This is a genomic window from Deltaproteobacteria bacterium (assembly GCA_020845775.1).
Lineage (GTDB): Bacteria > Bdellovibrionota_C > UBA2361 > SZUA-149 > JADLFC01 > JADLFC01.
Genome location: JADLFC010000035.1, coordinates 1 through 22208 on the forward strand (window position 1 = coordinate 1; position 22208 = coordinate 22208).

A 22208-nucleotide genomic window follows, 5' to 3' on the forward strand; every position below is an offset into this window, starting at 1 on the left:
CACGAGAGTTAAATATGATGTCGCCGGAAAAGCTAATAGTCATGTGAAATGACAAAGGCGAATTGAACAGAGGATAGTCCGCTACGGCGCTATTGTCGTAAGGTATTTGGTCAACGCCCACTGAAATTGTCTCTCCAGCATTCGTCGAAGAAACAATAACCCTGGCACCTTGTGCGATGGCCTCCGCCCTAGCACGATTTAAAACAAACTCCAGCTCATTCCGAGCATTATTCCTGTGAAAAGAACTCTGCCAAGTCTCAAGACTGGGTATGCCGATGCTAACGGCAATTAGAAACAAGCTAATGCCAAATAGCATCTCGAGCAATGATACTCCACCTTGAGACTTAAGTTGCCTATAACAGCGCGCTATTTCGCCATTGTGTGAAAACTTCATCGAGTAAAAACGCCTCTAAGCTATCTTTAAGCTATACCGACTCAACAAAATACTTCGGGGAGACCGGGCTCTGATAGGCCCTACTCCCAGAGAAATGCCCAACAGAGTTACTTAAGCAAAAAAAGGGCCACTAATACTGCTTCGGGCTACCGAGCGTAACTCTTTAGCAAAATTGACCGAATCTGCCCGCTAGCAGCTGAAAGGAGCAACGCAAGTGTTTAAAATCCCTAGAGCATTAATAGGGTTTGCTAGGATTGGCTCTAAACCGCGCTATTAGCCGCTTGAGCTCATAAGGCCGCTCAAAATTGGGCGCGACTGAGCAAAATAAGTCTTTATGTGTAAAAATGGCCATTGTACTCGCAAAAAAATGCATACCTAACCCGGATCCATCTAAATAGAGACTTGTTTCTAATTTACATAAGAAGAATTTATTCATAGCTACCGATATTACTTACCATGAGCAGCAAATTCGACTATGATTTAGTTGTTATCGGCAGCGGCCCCAGCGGTCAAAAGGCGGCAATTCAAGCCGTTAAACTCAATAAGCGCGTTGCCTTAGTAGATCTAAACCCCCACATAGGCGGAATATGTCTCTACGATGGAACCATACCCAGTAAATCGTTTCGAGAGGCTATATTGCACCTCTCCGGGTATCGCGAGCGCGCTCACTATGGAAAATCGTATTGCGTTAAGGACAATATCGGAATGCAGGATCTAATCGATCGCTGTTTTAATATCCAAAGGGATATTGAGCAAAATATCCGCTCACAACTATCGCGCAATAAGGTTGAAATCATTAGAGGAATAGGTTCAATTAGCGCTCAACACCACGTCACCGTTACATGCGAAGAGACGGCTCGTTCCCTAAGCACTCATACAATCGTAATCGCAACTGGCAGTCGACCACGCCGCCCCGACGGTTTTGATTACGACGACGAAGTAATCCTCGATAGCGACACACTTCTACACATCAGCAAACTTCCGCGCTCTATGACCATAGTTGGCGGCGGAGTAATCGGCTGTGAATACGGCTCGATGTTTGCGGCACTCGGCGTGAAGGTGACCATTTTAGAGGCCCAAAGCAGGCTTCTTAGCTTTGTGGAAGAAGAGCTAATCGACTCTCTAGTGTATAGGCTTCGAGAGCAAAAAGCCTCTATCATTACCTGTGACAAAGTAACTAGATGCCTAAGAACACCAGACGGAAGAACCGTGACTTACCTGGAAAGCGGTAAACGCGTAGTTAGCGACATCGTTTTAATTTCTGCCGGACGCGTTCCCAATACCGAAGCACTGGGCCTAGAGAAGCTAAACATTAAGCGCAATGCACGCGGCAATATTGAAGTAAACGAACACTTTCAAACATCCGTCGAGAACATCTACGCAGTAGGAGACATCATTGGTGCCCCAGCACTAGCCTCAACTTCGATGGAACAGGGACGACGAGCGGCTTGCCATGCTTTTGGACTTACAGATCGTGGGGACAGCCTTCCAATTCCCTCGGGCATATTTGCCATCCCAGAGATAGCAATGGTAGGAAAAACGACGACGCAGTTAAGCGCCGAAAAGATCCCTTACGAATTTGGAGTCTCCCGCTTTTCAGAAGTCGACCGAGGAAAGATAATTGGCGACAACGGTGGCGTTCTAAAAATTCTCTTTCACAGGAATACTCTTCAAATTCTCGGCGTTCACATAATTGGCGAAAACGCCACGGAGCTTATCCACATTGGCCAAACTGTCATGTCTTTGCAAGGGACTATCGATTACCTTTGTCAGGCGGTCTTTAACTACCCCACATTAAGCCAAGCATATAAGACAGCAGCTCTCGATGGAATGAACAAAATAATTAGCACTCAAGATATTCCAGACGAAATTCCGCTAATAAACGGCGATCTAGAGGCATTGACATCCACTATAAACTAGAGCCTTTTCAGTAAACGCTTTACAAGAATCGCATACCTGTTGCCAGCACTCCAGCAATGGTCTAAATGGATTAGGATGGAATCTCTTTTAAAACAAATCAACATTAGTCATGAACAGACTGCCGACGCTTTAAAGATCGCTTATTCCTTTCGAACACAGGCTACCGGCGCGGTGGTAACGGTGGAGGATAGCTTAAGGCATCAACCATCTGGCATTTCCAGCGCCGCGCTTAAGGCCGGCATAAAGCACGAAAATATCTTCGACATCGGAGTAATTAAACTACACAAGCCTGCCTGCGTAGCTGGCGTCTTTACGAGGAACCGCTGTGCCAGCCCTTCTGTTGTAATCGATCGAGAACACGTCGCGGATGGCAAGGCGCAGGCACTTGTAGTCATCAGCAAGAATGCGAATCTTTATACACCTACTGCGGACTCCGACACTCGAGCAGTGATTGAGAAAGTAGCCTCTGAGACAGATATAAAATTTTGCGATGTTTTAATTTCTTGCACTGGTGTCATTGGCCGAACATTGCCCCTGGCGAAAGTGCAGTTGGCATTGAGCAGTTTGGAAAATAACTTAAAAACTGGCTTAATCCCAGAAATCGCCGAGGCAATTCTAACAACCGATACCTGTGCCAAGGTAGCCTCAGTTCGCCTTGGGGAATTGCTGCTTTGCGGCTTTGCGAAAGGTGCCGGGATGATTGAACCCAATATGGCAACCATGCTTGCGTATTTTTTTACCAATATAGCCATATCGCCCCGACAACTGAAGGAAATTTTACAAGAAGTAGCAGACCTAAGTTTTAACAGCATTAGCATTGACACAGATACCAGCACGAGCGATACGGTGCTCATCTTTTCTACCGGAGAAATTCCTGCCGATTCAGCTACTTTAAGCGATTTTAAGTTGGCATTATTAACCCTAGCCCTAAATTTATCGCACAAGATAGTGTATCGGGCAGAGGGCGCCACCAAATTAATTCAAGCTCGAGTGAGTAGTGCTTTAAACAACGCTCACGCGAGAGCAGTTGCGAAATTCATCGTCAACTCTCCACTCATTAAGACTGCCATCTTTGGCGCGGATCCCAACTGGGGACGCATTGTCATGGCTATCGGTAAACCCATTTCCGGCATAGAGACAGCGATCGATCCCACGGCCATAACCATTGCAATAAACGATGAAGTCCTTTTCCATAGTGGCCGACAGCTCGCAGCTGATTTAGGCAGACTGTCTTCAAGTATCAAGGACAGCAAATTTATCGACATACACGTCTGTTTAGGCGAGGGAGATGGTGAACACACAGCTTGGGGTTGTGATTTAAGTTACGACTACGTAAAAATTAATGCCGAATATACGACCTGACAAAAACGTTTCTGGGAAATCTGCTAGTGCTTCTCAGTTTTATAGCCGCCTTCGCTGCCTTTCGGCGCTAGTAAGTACTTCCTGCAGTTGCCGCGGGTAGGTAATTAATATTTCGACCAGCCGCCAAATCATTGCTGAAAGAATGGTTAGCCCAACAAGCACCGCAAGGAATTTTAGAATACTTTCGCCATCCTTGGGTATTTTTTCCAGCAAAAGCGTAACTCCTAGAACATTCTTTGCTATATCAATAACAGCCTCCTCATTCCTCTCGGCCGGGCTCTTCAGCACACTAGAATTCCTGACATACCAATTGCTGGCAATTTCTGGAGCCCTAAATATATCTCGCGCCCAAAGATCCCACTTCATAACGGGACTACAAACCGCTTGTGGGAGACTAATCGCCTTCGGAAATATGTGCCCGTGATCATAATCTGGCAAACAGACATCTACCGACCATTTTAGAAAAACTGAAATAACTGTTAGAGCAATAAAGCTTATAAACAACTTCGTAAATGGCAAAAATCCCATAGCTTACACCTCTCGCGCTTCTATCTCCCAGCTCGCAAGAACTCCATTATCCTACTAATCTGTCGTGGCGCCGGCATGACATAATTGCGCCTACTGGGATGAATTGGAATTCGCTCCTCGACAATAAAACGTCCCTGGAACTCTCCAGTCCAAAGCAAAAACGCATTGTTTTTACTCTGTGCAGCATCTCGCACTGCGCCTAAATCCTGCAATGTTGGCAAAGTGCCACCAGCCGAGTCGGCTGCCGACTCCTCATCCCAGGAATAATACAAACCGTCGTTGCTCACAATCCCGTCCGCTACGCTCTTTGCCATTGCGGCAGAAAGGGTATGAACCTCCTCCACATAGCCATCTTCTATGCCACCCTGGTTCCCCGGATAACATCCAACGCAAGCATTACGGCCAAAGCGAAGCATTAGAGTCGTAGGAACTACGGCTGAAACAATTTCGCTCAGTTTCGCAAATGCCTTATCTGTTAAGTTATCTTCCAACGCTAGTATTAGCGTGACGTCAGAATGTGCGTGCTTGGCATGGCGAATTACTGGAAGAAGTCTAAGTACTAATTGCTGAATATCGCTTTGCAGTTTTGTGTCCGAAAACAGGCGCTTGCGAAATTCTTCGGGAGGAGTCTTCGTGCCAACAGCATTTATGGACGTACCTTTCCACTGTCGCTGCGTCGCCCCATTTAGCAAATAAAACGAGATAAACAACTTACGCCCACTCGCGCTAAGAGTATCGATCTGTTCTTTTAAAAAACCTTCGTCAAATCCAAAAGTTCCATCTACTAAGAAACTTATCGCTACATTCTTTACACAGGACTGCAATAACGTATTGACCAATACCCTTGCCTGATTCCTTGCCTCCGGCTGAGTGCAGTGCAAACAACTTAATCCCCTTGGAGATCCAGGCAATAGACGAGAACAAATATTATCAGCATCTTGCTCTGGCGGCACTGAAGCAGAAAGCGCAAACGGAACCGCAGCAACTAGATTAGCAGCAGAATCTCCCGACGAGGTTTTCTCGCCCACCGATGCGCCCTTAGTAGCCCTATTTAAAGAATCAAAAACAAAAGACTCCTGCCTGCCATCTTTAGTCTCATCTGGCCCCCAAACAGAAGCTTCATCGCAGCCAAAACAGAGAAACAACAAAAGACATAGAACGATTAAATATCTATAAATTATGGCTGGCGACTTTGGGATAAAAAAAACTAGCCCCAATAAAAACATAGAAACTTAGCTCCTGTTGTGTGTGCTTATGTAAGCCTAATTATACACCAACGAAATGCTATAAGCTAAATTCTTTTTAAGAAGGCAAGAGCCCCAAAGCATCCAATACTATTTTATTCGACTTTTTCGGGCTTAAACAGTTCAACTATTACGACGCCAAAATATGGAGACGGCCCTTGGCTTACGTCTCGCAATAGCTCCGCAGCATCTCGAGTATCTACCACCACCCACTGCAAATTTGGCTCTCCCCTAACGCCGGGCTCCATCATTTTCTTGCAGATTAAATAGGAGTCCACTGCGCCGGCTTCAGTGCAGCTCACTAGACGATAGATGTTAGTGTTTATCTTGCGCGTGTTAGCTGAGCGCTGTGCAATTTTTCTCAAAGTATCTAGCTCTCGAGAAATCATCCACTGCCCCTGACCCTGCCCGGGGCAAGCATAAACATCGATCCCTCTACTAACGTCGTGAGCCAAATCCTCCAAATACTCAATTGACATGCTCTTCCCTCGAAATTCCTGCGTTTAAAAACTACTTAGCGGAAACGCTGCTCAATAGCGTCAAACGCTAAGGCCGTTTTCCTTTAATCTATCTTTTAATTCCTTCCCAAGCTTAAACGCCGGCAGGCGTTTAGGAGTGACCCAAATTTTTTCGCCGGTCTTAGGATTGCGTCCCCAATAGCTACCATAATCCTTCACCACAAAGCTACCGAAGCCACGAATCTCTATGCGTTTTCCCGCTCGTAACGCTTCTTGCATCTCTCTAAGAATTAATCCAACAATATCCTCAGCCTCTTGCAAAGAAATGTCGTTGCGCTGTGCAAGCTTCTCGATTAGTTCAGATTTATTCATCGCCTACTCTCTATATAATCTCTGGTCTCGCGCCATCACCAAACACTGAACAGCAAACTCTCTACTTAACTCAAACTACGTATCGGAAAATTACAGCTCCACCAAACGGAATCCAATCGCAGTTTCAAAAAATTGCCCCCGATAGGGCTCGAACCTATGACCCCAGGTTTAGGAAACCTGTGCTCTATCCAACTGAGCTACGAGGGCTAAACAATTTGACTACCACAATCACATAAACTATCGTTTTTGCACAGCCATCAATCTTAGCCTCTCTTTAATATAGATTCTACCTAAGCGTCTACAAGTGCAAAAAAAAACATCAACATAGCTAGTTTCTTACAGCAGATGTCGATTACCACGATGCCTTAGCTAATATGGGATTCAGGCTATTATTGCGTCGGTATTCCGGAGATTTCACTTTTGAATTGCCAAAATAGACAAGTGGATCTACAGAAACGTAATTCGCCGAACTGCTGCTCCGAGCACGCACCTCAAAGTGAAGGTGAGGACCACTAGCCCTCCCCGTACTGCCAACTTCCGCAATAACTTGCCCACGCCGAACTAGCTTCCCCTTATCAACCAGCAGCCTTCTATTATGTGCATAAACCGTCAACAAACCAGTTGAATCTCTCAGGATGAGAAGATTGCCATACCCGCTTAATCCGTTACCACTATACACCACTCTTGCCGTATGAGCGGCGTAAACCGGTGTCCCCCCATTAGCCGCAATATCAATTCCATCGTGATAAGAAGTCCAGCGACGCCCGAATCTCGACACTAATCTACCACCAGGCACAGGCCAGCTGAGCCTTCCATTGCCGATTGTAAACTTCTCATTACCACTATCGTAGCCAAAAATACCGCGCCTATGGCGCTCTGAAACTCTCGAGCCTCCATAAGAATATGCCACCAACAGCCGTTGCCCCACCATGAGCTCACGTGGATCTCTCACTCCATTTCTAAGCGCCAAATCTCTAACCGAGACGCCATAGCGCTGAGAGATTTGGTATAGAGTCTCGCCCGAGCTAACGCGATGATAAACTGGCCGCTTCCCAAACGAATAAAAGCGATTATAAGACGCTAAACTACAAGCAGAACAAAAAGTTAAGAGGCAACAAAAGCAGGTTATTATGAAATGCTTGCACGTCAATTGCAATATTAACTCCTTTACTTAAAACAAGCATACCCTGCTGTCATTTGCAGATGATAGAACCCAAAATAAAAGATTCAACGATTACTTATATAACAAATTATTTGGTCAAGAAATATAAAAATATCCAGGCCGCCATTATCGACCGATATAAATATACTCACATTAACAGGTCCTACTTACTTAATCGAATAGATACTAAAGATAGTTGATAATTATTTTCGTGCAGATAAACAGTCAAAAATGGTCGGGGTGAGAGGATTTGAACCTCCGACCACTCGCCCCCCAGACGAGTGCGCTACCAGGCTGCGCCACACCCCGACGAAGCTTAACTCTATAGCGGAAGTTGGCTCGACTCGCAAGCTTGACGAACTTCATGCGCTTTTTATGGGAAAATGCAAATTCTGCCTCTATTTCAAAAACACATAGCCCTTACACCTTTTTTGACCATTGAACGAACTTTTTAGCGCCCATAAAGCCGCGCAGTTAATCCAAACTACGTATAGATAGTTAAACTTTGCTTCGCAATATTGCCGAATGGCCATTAAAAATTACTACGATATATTACTCGTGTCGGGAAACGCAACGACTGCTGAAATTAAGCAAGCCTATAGATCTCTTGCGCGCAAGTACCATCCAGACAGTGGTTCTCCTTTGGAATCCCAAAGGCATTTCCAACGAATCACCGAGGCTTATCGCGTTCTGAGCGATGAAGAGTTAAGAAAAAAATACGATGAAAAAATTAGTTCGCGAAATCACGGCGAAGAAATTTACATGGGCGAGACTGAGGAGGACGAATTCCGCCAGGCATTCTACCAACAGCCAGACGGCAGGAGTCATGCCTCCAACGGTAGCCAATCATCCGCCTCGTCCATGAGCGATAACGGAGCCTCGAACTCATTTTTCTCTAAAATCAAAGAACAACTCGGGAAGCCTTCGCCCTCAAGAAGCTCCTCAAAAAAAGGCCAAGCAACCAAGCCTGAAGCCGAAAGGGAAACCAGAAAATCTGGAATATTCTCTAAAGGCGAAGCGCAAGAGGCCCTAAAAGGGCCTCGGATTTACAACTTTACTGTGGACGCACTCGAATCCATTCGCGGAACCAGCCGGGAAGTGGCACTCAAGGAAAATGGCGAAGCTCGAATAGTTAGAGTTAAAGTGCCATCAGGAGTAGAGGATGGCGCGATTCTTAGAGTTGAGGTGCCACGACATGACCCTCTTAGGATCAAAGTTCACGTAACACCCCACCGCTTCGTAAAACGCGAGGGCGACAATATCGTAATTAGAATTCCCACTACAATCCCCGAAGCCATCTTTGGCGCTGAAATCGTCGTGCCAACACTTAACGGCCCAGTAAAAATAAACGTCCCACCAAAAAGTGAAGAGAACAGCCGACTGAGACTTAAGGGGCGCGGACTAAAGAATCTCTCAACCGGACACACCGGTGACTTGCTTATCCATACCGAGGTAATAGTGCCAGATAATTTAAGTGCCGAACTAAAGGAGCAGCTAAGACAAGTCGAAAACTGCTACAACAGTCCTGTAAGAAAGGACGTCCCTACTAATCTGCTCTAGCTAGATTGCACCACAGCCGCACGTTTTGCCGAGATGTTTTCAAGCGTAACGACAATTGGAGAGGCTACAAATATAGTAGAATAAGTTCCGACGACGACACCAACGAGCAAAGTAAACGAAAGCTCCACCACCGCGCCACCGCCAAACAGCCACAAAGTCACGACTACAAAAAAAACCGTTAAGCTCATTAGTAGCGTGCGACTTAGCGTTTGGTTTACGCTAAGATCTATTATTGCAGGCAAATCTTTTAGATTCTTGCTTTTCTTTGCCACAGTGCCAGTTTTTAAGGCCTTGTACAAATTTTCGCGAATGCGGTCAAAGATTACTATGGTGTCATTTATTGAATATCCAATAATAGTTAACAAGGCAGCGACAACTCCACTATTTACCTCATAACCAAACATGACGAGAACTCCCGCACTGATGATTACATCGTGCGCCAAAGCAAGAATGCCAGCTACGGCAAAGTTAAACTCAAACCTATAGGATACGTAAATCAATATCCCCACTAACGCGATACAAAGCGCAATTAAGGCAGACCTGCGAATTTCCGAACCAACCGTTGGGCCAATATAGTCCTGCTGCAACACAGTAATTTTACCTCCCCCAACCTGCTCGAGCGCTAAGCGAATCTGTTTAACAGCATCCTCTCCCTGTTCAGCCCTCGTCCGCACCGAAAACTCGTTCTTTCCCCTTTCAAATTCCTGAACAACCGCCCCAGAAATACCAGCATTTTGCAAAACTTCTCGCACCGACGAAATTGCGACAGGCGAGTCAAATCGCACCACGATCTCTGCGCCGCCCAAAAAATCGACGCCATACTTATCCTTCCCAGCAGCAAACCACGCCATGACCGAAGCAATTATTACGACTAACGACAATCCGACAAAAAAATGCCGGTACCGCATAAAAGGAATATTAAATTTAGTTTCCGCTAGTTCCATTTCAAATGCTCAAATTTCCGCGACTATCTTGCAACTTAAAAACTTCCATGCCAACTTTTGTAGTATGTAGCGTACAGAAGACGCTAGTAATAATTCCGGCACAAAGAGTCACAGCAAATCCCTTAATCGGCCCTGTCCCAAGCGCATAGAGTATAATGCCAACTAATAGCGTAGTAAGGTTTGCATCTACGATAGTGGAATGGGCATTGAGAAATCCCGCCTCAATGGCAGCCCTACCGGTAGCACCTTTGCGCAATTCATCGCGGATGCGTTCAAAAATGATGACGTTTCCATCCACGGCCATACCCACCGTGAGAGCCAATCCAGCAATGCCAGGTAACGTTAACGTTGCTCCAAAAATAGCAAGCAACGCGAGGAGAAACAGAAGATTCAAAACTAATGAAGCAACTGCAATAACTCCGGATCTCTTGTAGTAAAAACCGATAAAAACCATAACTAGCAGCGAACCAGTGCCGACTGCAATTAAGCCGCTGCGAATTGAATCTGCACCTAAACTAGCACCAACCGTGCGCTCTTCCAGGAATTTTAGAGGCGCAGGAAGTGCGCCAGCTCTTAGCACAATGGCTAACAAGTGGGCCTCATCAGCGGCGAAACCACCGGAAATTTGCGCGCGCCCTCCAGCAATAGCCTCTCGTATGACAGGCCCTGACTGCACAATGCCATCGAGCACAATCGCTAAACGACGCCCTACATTTTGCCGAGTAATATTCTCAAAGTTTTTTGCGCCAACAGCACTAAACTGCAACGACACAAGAGCTTCATTAGCCGATGTGCTAATGTCCACAAACGCCTTGTCAATTGCGTCTCCCGTCATCAAGACATCTTCCTCGAGAAGCACACTGCCTCCCTCTCGTTGCGGAAACTGCTTTGAGCCACTTACTGGAGATGCGTCACCTAAAGCAGCCTCAGACACTAGGCGAAACTCCAGTTTCGCAACTGAGCCTATGGTTTTTTTCACCCTATCAATATCAGTGACATCCGGAAGCTGCACTACTATTCTGTCTAGTCCCGAACGTTGAATCAGCGGTTCAGCCACGCCAAATTGATCCACTCGATTGCGTATCGTTTCAATAGCCTGATCAACCGATGTTCGCTTAACTTCCTTTGCTTCCTCCTCATCCATGCGGTAAGTTAAAGTCGTTCGCCTACCCTCCTTATCTTCGCCGACGAGCTTGAGATATGGATAGTTGTCGCGCATGTACGCATTTGCCGCAGCTACGCCTTCCTCATTTAGCAGCACCAAAGATACATCCCGCTCCCCTACCTGACGAGCCCTAATAATGCTTACCTTTTCCTTGCGAAGGTCTGGCTTCGCAGTATTTGCTATAGACGTTAAGCGACTCTTAACTGCTTCCGCCGTTTCTACACCCATCACCAAATAAACCCCTCCTTTTAAATCTAAACCGAGCTTAATCGGTTTAGAAGGCCACGCCTGCGGCAAAACGTCTTTTAACGCCGTAGGTGCAAGAACCAAAAAGGAAATCAGCACGAGTGCAATTGTAAACCAAGTCCGTTTCTTCTGATTACTAGTCACCGGGGATAATCGTCCTATTTATTTGAACTATTTTGACTTACCTTTGAAACTTTGGCTCCGTTAGTATCTACATTAGATACTTGAACATTTCGGGGCTTAAGACTTTGAAGCTGAACTTTTACGCGAACATTTGGCGCGATTTCCAAATGTGCGAACTCATCAGCTACCGATACAATTCGCCCCAACAAACCACCAGAAGTAATAACCTCGTCGCCCTTTTTTAGTGAGGCGAGAAATTTTTTCTGCGCATTTTCCTTGTTTGTCATGGGACGAAATACCAAAAAGTAATAGCCCCACACCCCCATGAGGACAAATGCTACTGTATTAAATACGAAATCAAAATTCGATATCTGCTGAACCTGCACTCCCTGTCCAGCCGCGATACCGGCACTGCCCGCTCGGCCCGTTTCGCCCGGAGCAGCACACGCCGGTAGCAGACAAAACAGCGCTACAACATTTATTAAAAAAAATTTTCTCATCATTCTGTCTATTCTGGAGTTTTGCAAAGCATCGCTACGCGCTTGCTGTTTATACCATTGACAAAAATCCTTTTTGTAAATGGCATAACGGCGCCTGCCTTAATGAGCCTGTTCACACGACACGCCCATTAAAAAATCATTCGAAAAGGAATGAAAATCACCAGCACGAATAGCACGACGAATGTCTTGCATCAAGCACTGATAGAAGTAAACATTGTGTGTAGTTAACAATTCAACGGCCAGCACTTCCTCCGAATGAACTAAGTGGGCAAGATAAGCTCTCGAAAAATTCCTGCACGTATAACATTCACACTTATCACTTAACGGCCTAGGGTCTCTGCGAAAGGCGCTATTTCTTATGTTAATGTGGCCACTTCCCACAAAAACCCTTCCAAATCTGGCACTACGAGTCGGCATCACGCAGTCAAACATGTCTACACCACAAGAAACGGCCATGACAATATCAGCCGGAGTTCCAACACCCATGAGATAACGCACCTTATCTCTAGGCAATCTCGGAGCGGAAAAACGAGTAGCGCGCTCAATTAACTCGCTAGATTCGCCAACACTTACTCCTCCAATGGCGTAACCATCAAATCCGATATTTATTAGCTCATCAATAGATTGCTGCCTGAGATCTTCGTAAATTCCTCCCTGCACTATTCCAAATAGAAGTGCGCTTTGCTTAGATTTAGCCTCTTTGCAGCGCCTTGCCCAACGCAGTGTCCGCTGAAGAGACGCCAACAAAGCATCTTTTTCCGAGGGAAACGGCGGGCATTCGTCGAGGACCATCATAATATCCACTCCAAGATCCTCCTGGATTTTTAGCACTTTTTCCGGTGTAAACTCTATTGGAGCACCGTCCACATGTGAATTAAATACCACACCCGCTTCGCTGACTTTTCTAAGCTTTGAAAGGCTAAAAACTTGATAGCCTCCACTATCGGTCAAAATTGGGCCATCCCATGCCATGAACTTGTGGATGCCTCCCAAATCCCTTATCAGCTCCTCGCCCGGTCGAACATGTAGGTGATATGCGTTACATAGAAGAATCTCCACGCCAACTTCCCTAAGCCGCGAAGGAGCTAAACCTTTAGCAGCGGCCTGAGTGCAGACGGGCATAAAAGCTGGAGTTTGGAAACTTCCGTGTGCCGTGATTAGCTCGCCAACACGGGCCTCGCCCTCAGTTGCATGAACTAAAAATGAACCAACCGGCAGTCCCACCTACTCGCCTCCTTGCGCCTTATCCAAAAACACCGCATCCCCGTAACTTAAAAACCTATAGTCGGAACAAAGCGCATGACGGTAAATTTGCTCCACATTATCCTCGCCAGCAAATGCACTTATCAAATGAAGATGCGTAGACGAAGGCTGATGAAAATTTGTCACAATCGCATCGACGATTTTAAATTCATATCCAAAAGAGATAAACAGGCTTGTCGATTTAAAGCTATCCTCGCGCAAAAGAGAATTTTCTATATCCCCGCCTGCGATGCTAAACTCCGTCTCGAGAGCTTTGACCGAAGTAGTGCCTACGGCGACGACGCGACCTCCGCCATTCTTAGCTTCGATTATGCGCTGCATCGTGCTAGCCGGTATGCGATAATACTCTGGCAACGTAGCTCTAGTAGAAAGCACTTGTTCGTCAACTGCCATAAAGCTAGCGGGCCCAACGTGCAGCGTTAAACAGGAGTGCCCTATGCCGGCGCTCTCAAGTTCCGAAAAGAGCTTTTCTGTAAAGTGCAAGCCAGCAGTTGGCGCTGCAACAGACCCGTAGTGCTTTGCATATACCGTCTGATAGCACTCTCTGTCCTCCCGCTCCGCTCTACCCTTTCTAATATAGGGGGGAATTGGCATGTTGCCATTCTGCATCAATAGCTCCTCAATCGCCTTCCCCTCACTGATATCGCTCCGAATTTCAAGCATCGCCCTTCTGCCATCATCCGTGCGATTTCCCACAATACCTACGAGCCCCTTAGCCAAAACGAGCCTATCGCCCGGCTTAACTTTGCGCATAGGACGAAGCAATGCTTCCCATTCTTGAGAATTGACATCGTGCCTAGGTTGCAGCAAAACCTCTATGTCAGTGTTGCGGCCTTCGATTTTAGCAAAAAAACGGTAGGGCAGTACTTTGGTGTCATTTAACACCAAAATATCACCCGCGCGAAGCAACCGCGGCAAGTCTTCGAATAGGCAATCGCTAAGACTTAAATCCTCTCCTCGCCCAGGAATTTTGGCCCAAAGCAGCTTAGACTTGGAACGTCCAGAACTAACCCCTTTAGGCCAATCAGCGATGCGACTAACTGGCAAATCATAATTAAAACTACCTCTCCCGCTCACGTCGCACTGCCACCGTCTGCCCTAATCTTTTGCAAATACTTTGAACAATTCAATGGGAAATGGAAAAATAGTCGTCGAATTATTTTCAGTTGCAATTTCGCGCAGAGTCTGCAAATAGCGAAGCTGTAAAGCCTGTGGCTGTCCCGCGATAACGTCAGCAGCGGCTCTCAACTTCTCCGACGCTTGGAACTCGCCCTCGGCATTGATAATTTTTGCACGCCTTTCGCGTTCTGCTTCTGCCTGCTTTGCCATAGCTCGCTGCATTTCGGGCGGCAAGTCTATGTGTTTAAGTTCCACCATAGATACCTTTATGCCCCAAGGATCCGTAGCAGTATCTAACAGCTCCTGCAGGCGAAGATTAAGGGTCTCCCGACCGCCCAACAAGTGATCCAACTCAGCCTCGCCGCAAACGCTTCTAAGCGTCGTCTGTGCTAATTGACTGGTGGCATAGAAATAGTCCACCACCTCAGTAACGGCTTTGTTCGGATCCATCACCCTAAAATACACCACTGCGTTAACTTTGACAGAAACGTTATCCCGCGTAATGACATCTTGCGGAGGCACATCCAATGTATTAGTTCGCATGTCAATTCGCTTCATGCGCTCGAGAAAAGGAATTAAAATTATTAAGCCTGGCCCCCTAGAATTTACAAGACGACCTAGGCGAAATACTACAGCCCGCTCGTACTCGCTTAAAATCCTAAAAATATTCGCTGCAGCATATGCAGCGACGGCCAGTATAAAAATTAATATCGGATTCATCTCTTACTAGTCTCCTTTTCTTGTTCCTATTAGCCTAGCTCATTCATTAAAATCCACTTAGTTACTTTACTTAAACCTTCTCAACCTCTAGAGTCATCGCCTGCCCAAACGATTTAACTCTTAAGCTATCCCCTACCCTCACACCCTTTTCCGAGGGCTCAGTAGTAAGAGGCTCTTTCAGGACGGCATTCCAAATTTCCCCCATCACTTGAATCTTGCCCATTAAGACGGAACGGTTTGACATCTGAGGAACAAAGTCGGTAATGGCTTTGCCAATCTCTCCAACTATGCCTTCGCTCCCCGTAGAAACTTTCCTCGCATGTGCCCTAAGCGCTAGAATGGCCGTGAGGGAAAGTATTAGACCAACCCCAAAGCCCACGCTTCCCACAAGTGTTTTATCAACTGTAAAACCCTCAACCGCCCAAACTAAATCCATGTCTACTAAATAAATTGACCCCAAAACTAAGCAAATCATTCCCGCTATCCCCCATATGCCAAAGGAAGGGGCCATGGCTTCGACTATAAAAAAAATAAGCGATAATAGCAAAAGTGCCACTCCGCCGTAGTTAATTGGCAGAACTTGCGCCGACGTGAGGGAAAGAACCAAACAAATTACTCCAACTACCCCGGGTAGTATGAGCCCTGGGTTATATAGCTCGATGCCTATCCCCAGCATAGCTCCCAAACCTAGCAGAATCATAATATTCGGGTCTGCAAGAACATTCACAACTTTCTGCTTGAAAGTCATTACAAATGTTTCAGTAGGCGAATTCTTCAAACCTTTAAGCGTAACTTCTACACCCTTTACAGTTACAGACTTGCCCTCCAGCATCTCAAGTAGCTTCTCCGTATCCGAAGCAATATAGTCTATTACCTTAAGCTCCAATGCCTCTCGGTCTGTTATCGCGATACTTTCCATTACAGCTTTCTTAGCCCATTCGACATTGCGCCCGCGCTGCTCTGATATGGCAGTGATGAGAGAAACCGCAAAGTTCTCCACTTTTGCCCGCAGATCGCCCTTAACATCCTGGCCCTCGCCAGTAACCGGGTGTGCCGCCCCTATGGTAGTTCCTGGAGCCATTGCTGCCACGTGCCCAGCAAGCGTAATAAAAACACCAGCCGATATGGCCCCACTACCACTCGGTGCTACGTAAACTGCGACGGGAACAGGAGACTGCAATATCTGCTCCACCATGGTTTGCATAGAAGTCAGTATTCCTCCAGGTGTATTTAAGCGAACGAGCAATAGTTTTGCCCGTTTACTCTCAGCTCTTGCAATGCTCGTTTTTAAAAAATCATTTGTAGCCGGCGTAATTGGACCAAACATATCGATCATCACTACGGGGCCTAGCAACGAACTTCCTGCCTCAGTATCAGCACTCGCCGGCATTCCTAGCAACACAGCTAGAAAAAGCATAATGATTGGTAAACGCTTCATCAAAACTACTCCTTTGCCACTTATCCCAAAAAACTCTATACCGTAACAGACAGGCCCAAAAACCTCATCACTTCCTGCAAGTCCTCCCAAAACGGCCGTTTGGCCGATGGCTGACGCAAAATATATGCTGGGTGATACGTGGGCATTAACGGCACGCCCCTCCAATTAAGCCACTTGCCACGAATTGAACTAATGCCTCCAGCGATACCCCCTAAGGCAAGTTGAGCTGGAGCACCTAACGTCACTATCACTCTTGGACTAATCAGCTCTAGTTGTTTAAACAGATAGCTTTCCACACAGGTCTTAGCCTCATCCTCAAGAGGTGCTCTATTGTTAGGTGGTCTACATTTAACCACATTTGCTATATAAACATCCTCTCGCCTTAAGCCCATGCCACTAGTTATAGCAGCCGTTAGCAACTTCCCAGCTCGCCCTACAAATGGCCTACCCATTCTATCTTCATCCGCACCCGGTCCCTCGCCAACAAACGCCACTAACGGCGCATCGGCATTGCCTTCACCAAACACTACGCTGTGCCGTGCCTCATGCAGTCTACACCTAAGGCATCGCTTCGCCTCCTCCTCTAGCATCAGGAGCTCGCTTGCAGAATCGCCCTTTACATCTCGCAACTGAGTTTGTTCCATAGCACTAACAGCAGAAAAATACTCCTCCGGAATACCTTCGACTGGATATTCCTCTAAATTAGCACGGGCCTCGCGAGCAATGTTCGCTAACTCATCTCTCTTCATTTTCTATAGCCACACTATCGACAAACAAGACATTAACACCTAAGAGCTGCCTTTATAATCCTATCCGCGACGTCCTCCTTATCGGCGGTAGAAATTTCTTCTTCGCGCCCAGTTCTATGCAACATCCAGACTCGGTTGGTATCCTTGCCAAAAGCATCTTGGGCTACATTAGCCACCATCAAGTCTGCACTTTTCTTTTCCATCTTCTCCTTGGCCCACATCAGCAACTCCTCCACATCCCCCGTCTCTGCCGTAAAGCCTATGAGTCTTAGCTTGCAATCGGAAGACCTTTGCAACTCTTCGCGCCTCTCCCCAAGCTCTCGAAGGATGTCGGGATTGGGAATCATTTTAAGGCTATACTCCTTGCTCTTGTCAAACTTCACCTTCGTCGCCGATACATCTGCCGGCCTATGGTCGCAAACGGCCGCAACCATAAATATAAACTTAGTTGGTTTGGATGACTTATCTCTTGCTAAGGGTGGACCGCTTTCTGCAAGCTTCATAACGCGCTGGCGCATTTGTTCTGCGGTAGAAACTTCGTAAAAATCAACGCCGGTAGGCGGGACAAGCCCCGTTGGCCCAGATACTAGCGACACATGAGCGCCTCGATATCTAGCGACTTTAGCAATCGAATACCCCATCTTGCCGGAAGAGTTATTGGTAACAAAGCGAATTGGATCAATCCACTCCCTAGTGGGCCCGGCTGCAACAATTACATGGCTCCCCATTAATGTTTTGTCGCTTATAAGGCTCATCACCTCCTGTAAGATTACTTCATGATCCGCCAAACGACCTTTTCCAACCCAACCGCAAGATAGCTCACCGAATTCGGGCTCAACAAAATGAACTCCGTATGTTTTTAACGCGCTCACATTGTCTTGGGTTATAGCACTCTCCCACATATTGGCGTTCATTGCTGGGACAAAAAGGCGTGGAGCTTTCGTTGCGAGCAATATGGCAGTCAACAAATCATCGGCCATGCCAGCGCGCGTACGAGCGATTAAATCCGCCGTTGCCGGAGCTACTACTATTGCATCTACATCGTTGGCTAAGTCGATATGTGCCATGTTAGAACCACCGCGGACATCAAACATGTCAGTGTAAACTGGTGACCCAGTAAGCGTCTCAAAAGTAATCGGCGTGATGAACTTGCACGCTGCCTGGCTCATTGCTACCTGAACTTCCGCTCCAGATTGAATTAACCTCCGCGCAAGCTCTGCGCTCTTATAAGCAGCTATTGACCCGCCCACCAAAAGAGTTATTTTAGCACTCGCTAGCATATTTCTATTTACTCATGTATATAAGAAGTTTTCTCTGTAACACAGGGCTTTAAGCATACTCTTATTTTAGTATCTTAGACAACAAATCTCTATTGGCCCTCTGTAGATAGTGCGCCATAATTTAATGAATCAGCGTTTTACTAAGGCCAAATTATCTCACTTGGGAGTTACTCCTAGCAAGCGCCGTGGGCAGAACTTCTTATTGGATCCCGCGCGGGCGATTACTATTGCCGATTTTGCCGATATTAAGCCGGCAGAATGGGTTCTCGAGATTGGCCCTGGTTTAGGTATGCTGACCGGCGAGCTGGCTAAGAAAACTTCCAATTTAACTCTAGTCGAAGTTGATAGGAAGCTACATGCTGCATTGCTAGGCAAGTTCCCATATTTAGACCCCCAAGAGATACTTTGCCAGGACATCTCGAAAGTGGATCTCTCTAGCTTGAGTCATTCGCGGCAACAAAAATGCACAGTAGTTGGCAATATCCCCTACTCTATCTCCACGGAAATTATTTTTTGGATATTAAAGCATAGAGCTGCCATTAGTCGTGTCTCATTGCTGATGCAAAAGGAGTTTGCCAACAGGTTGAGCTCCCAGCCGGGAAGCAAAAGCTACGGCTCGATAACAATACAGCTTGCACTTCACGCAAACGTGCGCTTAGGCCCGATAATTAAGGGCGAGCAGTTTTATCCCAGCACTAAGGTAGACTCACAGCTAATAATGATTTCAATGCTCGATAGTCCCAGCGTAGCGATAACAGACCCGCTGCACTTTGAAAGAGTCGTTAGAACCTGTTTTTCTACTCGCCGAAAAACGATGCTAAACTGTTTAACTCTACTAGATGAGGTTGAATCAAAAACTCAGGCGCTGGGGATTCTATCGACAGCAAATGTCTCCCCTACCCGCAGACCAGAAACGCTTGAGCCCCACGAATTTGCCGCAATCTGCAACGCTCTTTCCACTCTTTCTACGAGCGAAAGGGACTCGTTTTACGCAATCTGAAGAGTTCTATCTAGCAAGGTGTCTATAGTGCTAATAATTTTTGAGCCAGCCTGATACCCTCTCTGGTAGCGAATCATGTCGATGAATTCGTTTGCAGTGTCGACATTTGCTTGCTCCAAGGATTGCCCAGCGACACTGCCGCGGCCGTCTGTTCTTGCAGCCGCTACCTCGGCAATGCCGGATGTCTCGCTCACGCCAAACTTATTGTCTCCTACGCGCACTAAACCATCTTCGCTGTTAAACATCGCAAGCGCCAACGTGCCAACGACTTCGTTTTCGCCATTATCAAAAATTCCAGAGATAACACCTTCCGCATCGACGTTTACGCCTACCAGAGAACCAGCAACCACTCCATCATTGACGACCGAGTTAAGACTCGAGGGGAATCCGTACTGTGTAAAACCACTTAGATCGATAGCGACTGTAGTAGCTTCCGACTGATTCGCCCAAGAAGGAGACAGCGAAATGCTAGCCCCCGCCCCTTCGGCCTGTACGCCATTAGGCTCAAAAGTTATCGTGCTAGTGCCTAACAATGCAGGAGTCCCGGCCACTCCACCAGTTGCCTCACCATCTACATAAGCCTGCACTTCCCATCCAAGAGCTTCTGTGTGAAAGAAATGCAAGGCTACGTCATGCCTAACTCCCAGAGAATCGACAACTTCAACCGACGAGTTAAAAGTAGATGCAGCGTTTAGTTCGATAAATGTAGCTGGATCTGCAGCCGCAGTCACCATTGCACTCTCGGCATCTAGATTACCTGACAGTGAGATTGCAGTGCTAGGCGCAGCACTTGAGTTTAAGTCAACTAAATTCAAAGCCACGGCAGTATCAGGACTCGCCTCGGTAAAACCCATGACGCTATCGCCTTGGATGGTAATAAGATTGCCATCGGCGTCGACTTGGAAGTTACCAGCGCGAGTGTAGTAATCGTTAGCGCCATCGTTCACTACAAAAAACCCTCGTCCGCTAATGGCCATATCAAGCTCGCGATCCGTTTGCTCAATTGACCCTTGCGTATAGAGAGTACTTATGTCATCTACCGAAACACCGCTGCCGGAGGTAAGAGGATCGCTAAACATAGCACCTATCGACGAGGCAAACAGGTCGCTAAACTCCGAGCGCTGAGCCTTAAAACCAGGAGTATTGGCGTTCGAAAGATTATCCGCAACGGTCGACAAGGCCGAGCCATGTGTCATTAGCGATTCTCTGCCTATTATAAGACCTGTAAACAAGCGCATATACTTTATCCGTTAAGAGTATTCTTATCGTGCAACGTGCCGTTTTCTGCCTCAGTTCGGCAAATATTTGCCGATTGCTTTTATTCTGTAGAGTCCCTACTCATTAGTAATCCCTTGAAATCCCAAGCGATTTACCAAATGCTCCAGGCTCCTAACAGTTACTATCGCAATTTGCGTACCTAGAGAGCCCGGTCTTTGACACTGGCTATATCGGACAGATGAAGGTGCTTTTTGTGCAGACAATAAAGACCTATGGCAATGATAGCTGCCACCTGGTAGGCGTGCATAACTATTGAGTAGCTAAGCCCAAATTCCCGAGAATAGCCATGCACCACTGAAAGAGCCACTATGCATCCAAATTGAAAAGTTCCCAAAAAGCCCGGAGCACTTGGCGCTGCAATCGCCAGGGCAATCATAACGCTTACAGTGTTAGCGACTATCCAGCTAGCATCCGCTCCAAAAGCTAAAAGTCCGAGCTGATAATAACATGCAATAAAAACCCATAGGAGCAGGGAGAAAAAAACTACAAGCGCCAGCTCTCCTCCGCTAGATATGGCCTTAAGTCCAATAAAAAACTCCTCAATAAAGGAGTGAAGCTTGGCAGCAAGCTGTGGACTTCTTTTCCCAACAACCAAGTAGATTATTTTCTCTATAATACCTAGGGCAAAATTGGCTTTAAAGTAGGCAACAAACATCAGCAACAAAATCACTCCAGCAAGCATTCCCAAAGCCTTCGCACCGACATCTACTAGCGCTGGAGCTTTTTCAATGCTCATCATGGAAATGCCTAGCATGCCAAGAAGTGCTAATACATCGCACACGCGCTCTATTACAATGCCCCCAAAAGCCTGGGGGAATTTTATCTTCCGCGCACTGCTTAACATCCAAGGACGAACAAATTCGCCAGCCCTCAATGGGAGCAGCAAAATCGACATCGAGCCTATGGCGTTTATAAAAAAAAGCTCCTTCATGGAGATCGCGAGTTCCCTGGGCAATAACAAGCTCCAACGAAGCGTCCTAATCCAAGCTAAGGCAAATGACATGATAAAAAAAAGAGGGATATAGTAGAAGTTGCTCTTCCCTATTTCAACTAAAAACAGCTCCCAATCCAAATCGAAACACAAGTAAAAAAAGATACAAGCACTGACACCATAGCTAATAATTAAAGCGCGACTGTGATTAGTAGTCCTTTTCATGTCTATATCATCTAGTAATGAACTATCATTTGTTATTTACGATTCAATTAATGCGCATATACTACAGCAACATAAGACTTGGTGTATGGAAAAACATATACCATTTACAAAAAGGATTTTTGTAAATGGTATAAACAGCAAGTGCGTAAGCACTTGCCAATAAACAACAAATACCGTTTCCAAAAAGTAAAATATTTAACTTACTTTTTGGAAACGGCATAGCCATA

The 22208-nt window shown here is 46.4% G+C and carries 21 protein-coding genes and 2 tRNA genes; 4 read left to right on the top strand and 19 right to left on the bottom strand.

Annotated elements, in window-relative coordinates:
- Positions 1 to 394 (bottom strand): hypothetical protein (locus IT291_02325; protein ID MCC6220056.1); only part of this gene is annotated, 394 nt, incomplete at its 3' end.
- Positions 395 to 850: 456 nt separating this feature from the next.
- Between IT291_02325 and sthA the strand changes: the two genes are divergently transcribed.
- Complete coding sequence (gene sthA, locus IT291_02330) at positions 851 to 2314, top strand: Si-specific NAD(P)(+) transhydrogenase (GenBank protein ID MCC6220057.1); 1464 nt, start codon at positions 851 to 853, stop codon at positions 2312 to 2314.
- A gap of 75 nt (positions 2315 to 2389) precedes the next feature.
- Entirely contained in the window at positions 2390 to 3676 is a 1287-nt protein-coding gene (gene argJ / locus IT291_02335) for a bifunctional glutamate N-acetyltransferase/amino-acid acetyltransferase ArgJ (protein MCC6220058.1), read from the top strand.
- Between the two features lie 39 nt (positions 3677 to 3715).
- Here the strand turns inward: argJ and IT291_02340 are convergent, their stop codons facing one another.
- From IT291_02340 to IT291_02370, 7 genes are all read right to left on the bottom strand, one after another.
- A complete protein-coding gene (locus IT291_02340; protein MCC6220059.1) occupies positions 3716 to 4204 on the bottom strand; it encodes a hypothetical protein in 489 nt (162 codons plus the stop codon).
- A gap of 20 nt (positions 4205 to 4224) precedes the next feature.
- On the bottom strand, positions 4225 to 5430 hold the full coding sequence (locus IT291_02345) for a hypothetical protein (GenBank protein ID MCC6220060.1): 1206 nt from the start codon (positions 5428 to 5430) through the stop codon (positions 4225 to 4227).
- Between the two features lie 113 nt (positions 5431 to 5543).
- Complete coding sequence (locus IT291_02350; protein MCC6220061.1) at positions 5544 to 5927, bottom strand: hypothetical protein; 384 nt, start codon at positions 5925 to 5927, stop codon at positions 5544 to 5546.
- A gap of 60 nt (positions 5928 to 5987) precedes the next feature.
- Positions 5988 to 6278: an integration host factor subunit beta gene (locus IT291_02355; protein MCC6220062.1), complete on the bottom strand. Its 291-nt coding sequence runs from the start codon at positions 6276 to 6278 to the stop codon at positions 5988 to 5990.
- Between the two features lie 133 nt (positions 6279 to 6411).
- Positions 6412 to 6485 (bottom strand) — tRNA-Arg (locus IT291_02360).
- Positions 6486 to 6630: 145 nt separating this feature from the next.
- Positions 6631 to 7428 carry a M23 family metallopeptidase gene (locus IT291_02365; protein ID MCC6220063.1) on the bottom strand — a complete coding sequence of 266 codons (798 nt, stop codon included), beginning with the start codon at positions 7426 to 7428 and terminating at the stop codon, positions 6631 to 6633.
- A gap of 244 nt (positions 7429 to 7672) precedes the next feature.
- Positions 7673 to 7749 (bottom strand) — tRNA-Pro (locus IT291_02370).
- 216 nt (positions 7750 to 7965) lie between these two features.
- Here IT291_02370 and IT291_02375 point away from each other — a divergent pair.
- On the top strand, positions 7966 to 9000 hold the full coding sequence (locus IT291_02375; protein ID MCC6220064.1) for a J domain-containing protein: 1035 nt from the start codon (positions 7966 to 7968) through the stop codon (positions 8998 to 9000).
- On the opposite strand, the gene secF is transcribed toward IT291_02375, so the two are convergent.
- The 9 genes from secF to coaBC all read right to left on the bottom strand — a co-directional run bounded on the left by secF (position 8997) and on the right by coaBC (position 18547).
- The gene (gene secF, locus IT291_02380) at positions 8997 to 9944 is read right to left on the bottom strand and encodes a protein translocase subunit SecF (protein MCC6220065.1); all 948 of its coding nucleotides are present in this window, start codon (positions 9942 to 9944) and stop codon (positions 8997 to 8999) included. The two genes, IT291_02375 and secF, sit on opposite strands and share 4 nt — an antisense overlap.
- Before the next feature lies 1 nt (position 9945).
- Entirely contained in the window at positions 9946 to 11499 is a 1554-nt protein-coding gene (secD, locus tag IT291_02385; GenBank protein MCC6220066.1) for a protein translocase subunit SecD, read from the bottom strand.
- Positions 11500 to 11513: 14 nt separating this feature from the next.
- Complete coding sequence (yajC, locus tag IT291_02390) at positions 11514 to 11981, bottom strand: preprotein translocase subunit YajC (protein MCC6220067.1); 468 nt, start codon at positions 11979 to 11981, stop codon at positions 11514 to 11516.
- Positions 11982 to 12077: 96 nt separating this feature from the next.
- A complete protein-coding gene (gene tgt, locus IT291_02395) occupies positions 12078 to 13196 on the bottom strand; it encodes a tRNA guanosine(34) transglycosylase Tgt (protein MCC6220068.1) in 1119 nt (372 codons plus the stop codon).
- Between the two features lie 6 nt (positions 13197 to 13202).
- Complete coding sequence (queA, locus tag IT291_02400; GenBank protein MCC6220069.1) at positions 13203 to 14318, bottom strand: tRNA preQ1(34) S-adenosylmethionine ribosyltransferase-isomerase QueA; 1116 nt, start codon at positions 14316 to 14318, stop codon at positions 13203 to 13205.
- A gap of 21 nt (positions 14319 to 14339) precedes the next feature.
- Positions 14340 to 15080 (bottom strand): slipin family protein, encoded by a 741-nt coding sequence (locus IT291_02405; protein ID MCC6220070.1) that lies wholly within the window; start codon positions 15078 to 15080, stop codon positions 14340 to 14342.
- 70 nt (positions 15081 to 15150) lie between these two features.
- Positions 15151 to 16518 (bottom strand): nodulation protein NfeD, encoded by a 1368-nt coding sequence (locus tag IT291_02410; protein MCC6220071.1) that lies wholly within the window; start codon positions 16516 to 16518, stop codon positions 15151 to 15153.
- A 35-nt stretch (positions 16519 to 16553) separates the two neighbouring features.
- Entirely contained in the window at positions 16554 to 17162 is a 609-nt protein-coding gene (locus tag IT291_02415; protein MCC6220072.1) for a uracil-DNA glycosylase, read from the bottom strand.
- 137 nt (positions 17163 to 17299) lie between these two features.
- The gene (gene coaBC, locus IT291_02420) at positions 17300 to 18547 is read right to left on the bottom strand and encodes a bifunctional phosphopantothenoylcysteine decarboxylase/phosphopantothenate--cysteine ligase CoaBC (GenBank protein MCC6220073.1); all 1248 of its coding nucleotides are present in this window, start codon (positions 18545 to 18547) and stop codon (positions 17300 to 17302) included.
- Between the two features lie 124 nt (positions 18548 to 18671).
- Between coaBC and rsmA the strand changes: the two genes are divergently transcribed.
- The gene (rsmA, locus tag IT291_02425; GenBank protein ID MCC6220074.1) at positions 18672 to 19547 is read left to right on the top strand and encodes a ribosomal RNA small subunit methyltransferase A; all 876 of its coding nucleotides are present in this window, start codon (positions 18672 to 18674) and stop codon (positions 19545 to 19547) included.
- Here the strand turns inward: rsmA and IT291_02430 are convergent.
- Both IT291_02430 and IT291_02435 read right to left on the bottom strand, forming a co-directional pair.
- Positions 19535 to 20785, bottom strand: coding sequence for a flagellar hook protein FlgE (locus tag IT291_02430; protein ID MCC6220075.1), 1251 nt, complete (start codon positions 20783 to 20785; stop codon positions 19535 to 19537). The two genes, rsmA and IT291_02430, sit on opposite strands and share 13 nt — an antisense overlap.
- Positions 20786 to 20964: 179 nt before the next feature.
- A complete protein-coding gene (locus tag IT291_02435) occupies positions 20965 to 21981 on the bottom strand; it encodes a flippase-like domain-containing protein (GenBank protein ID MCC6220076.1) in 1017 nt (338 codons plus the stop codon).
- Positions 21982 to 22208 lie beyond the last annotated feature (227 nt).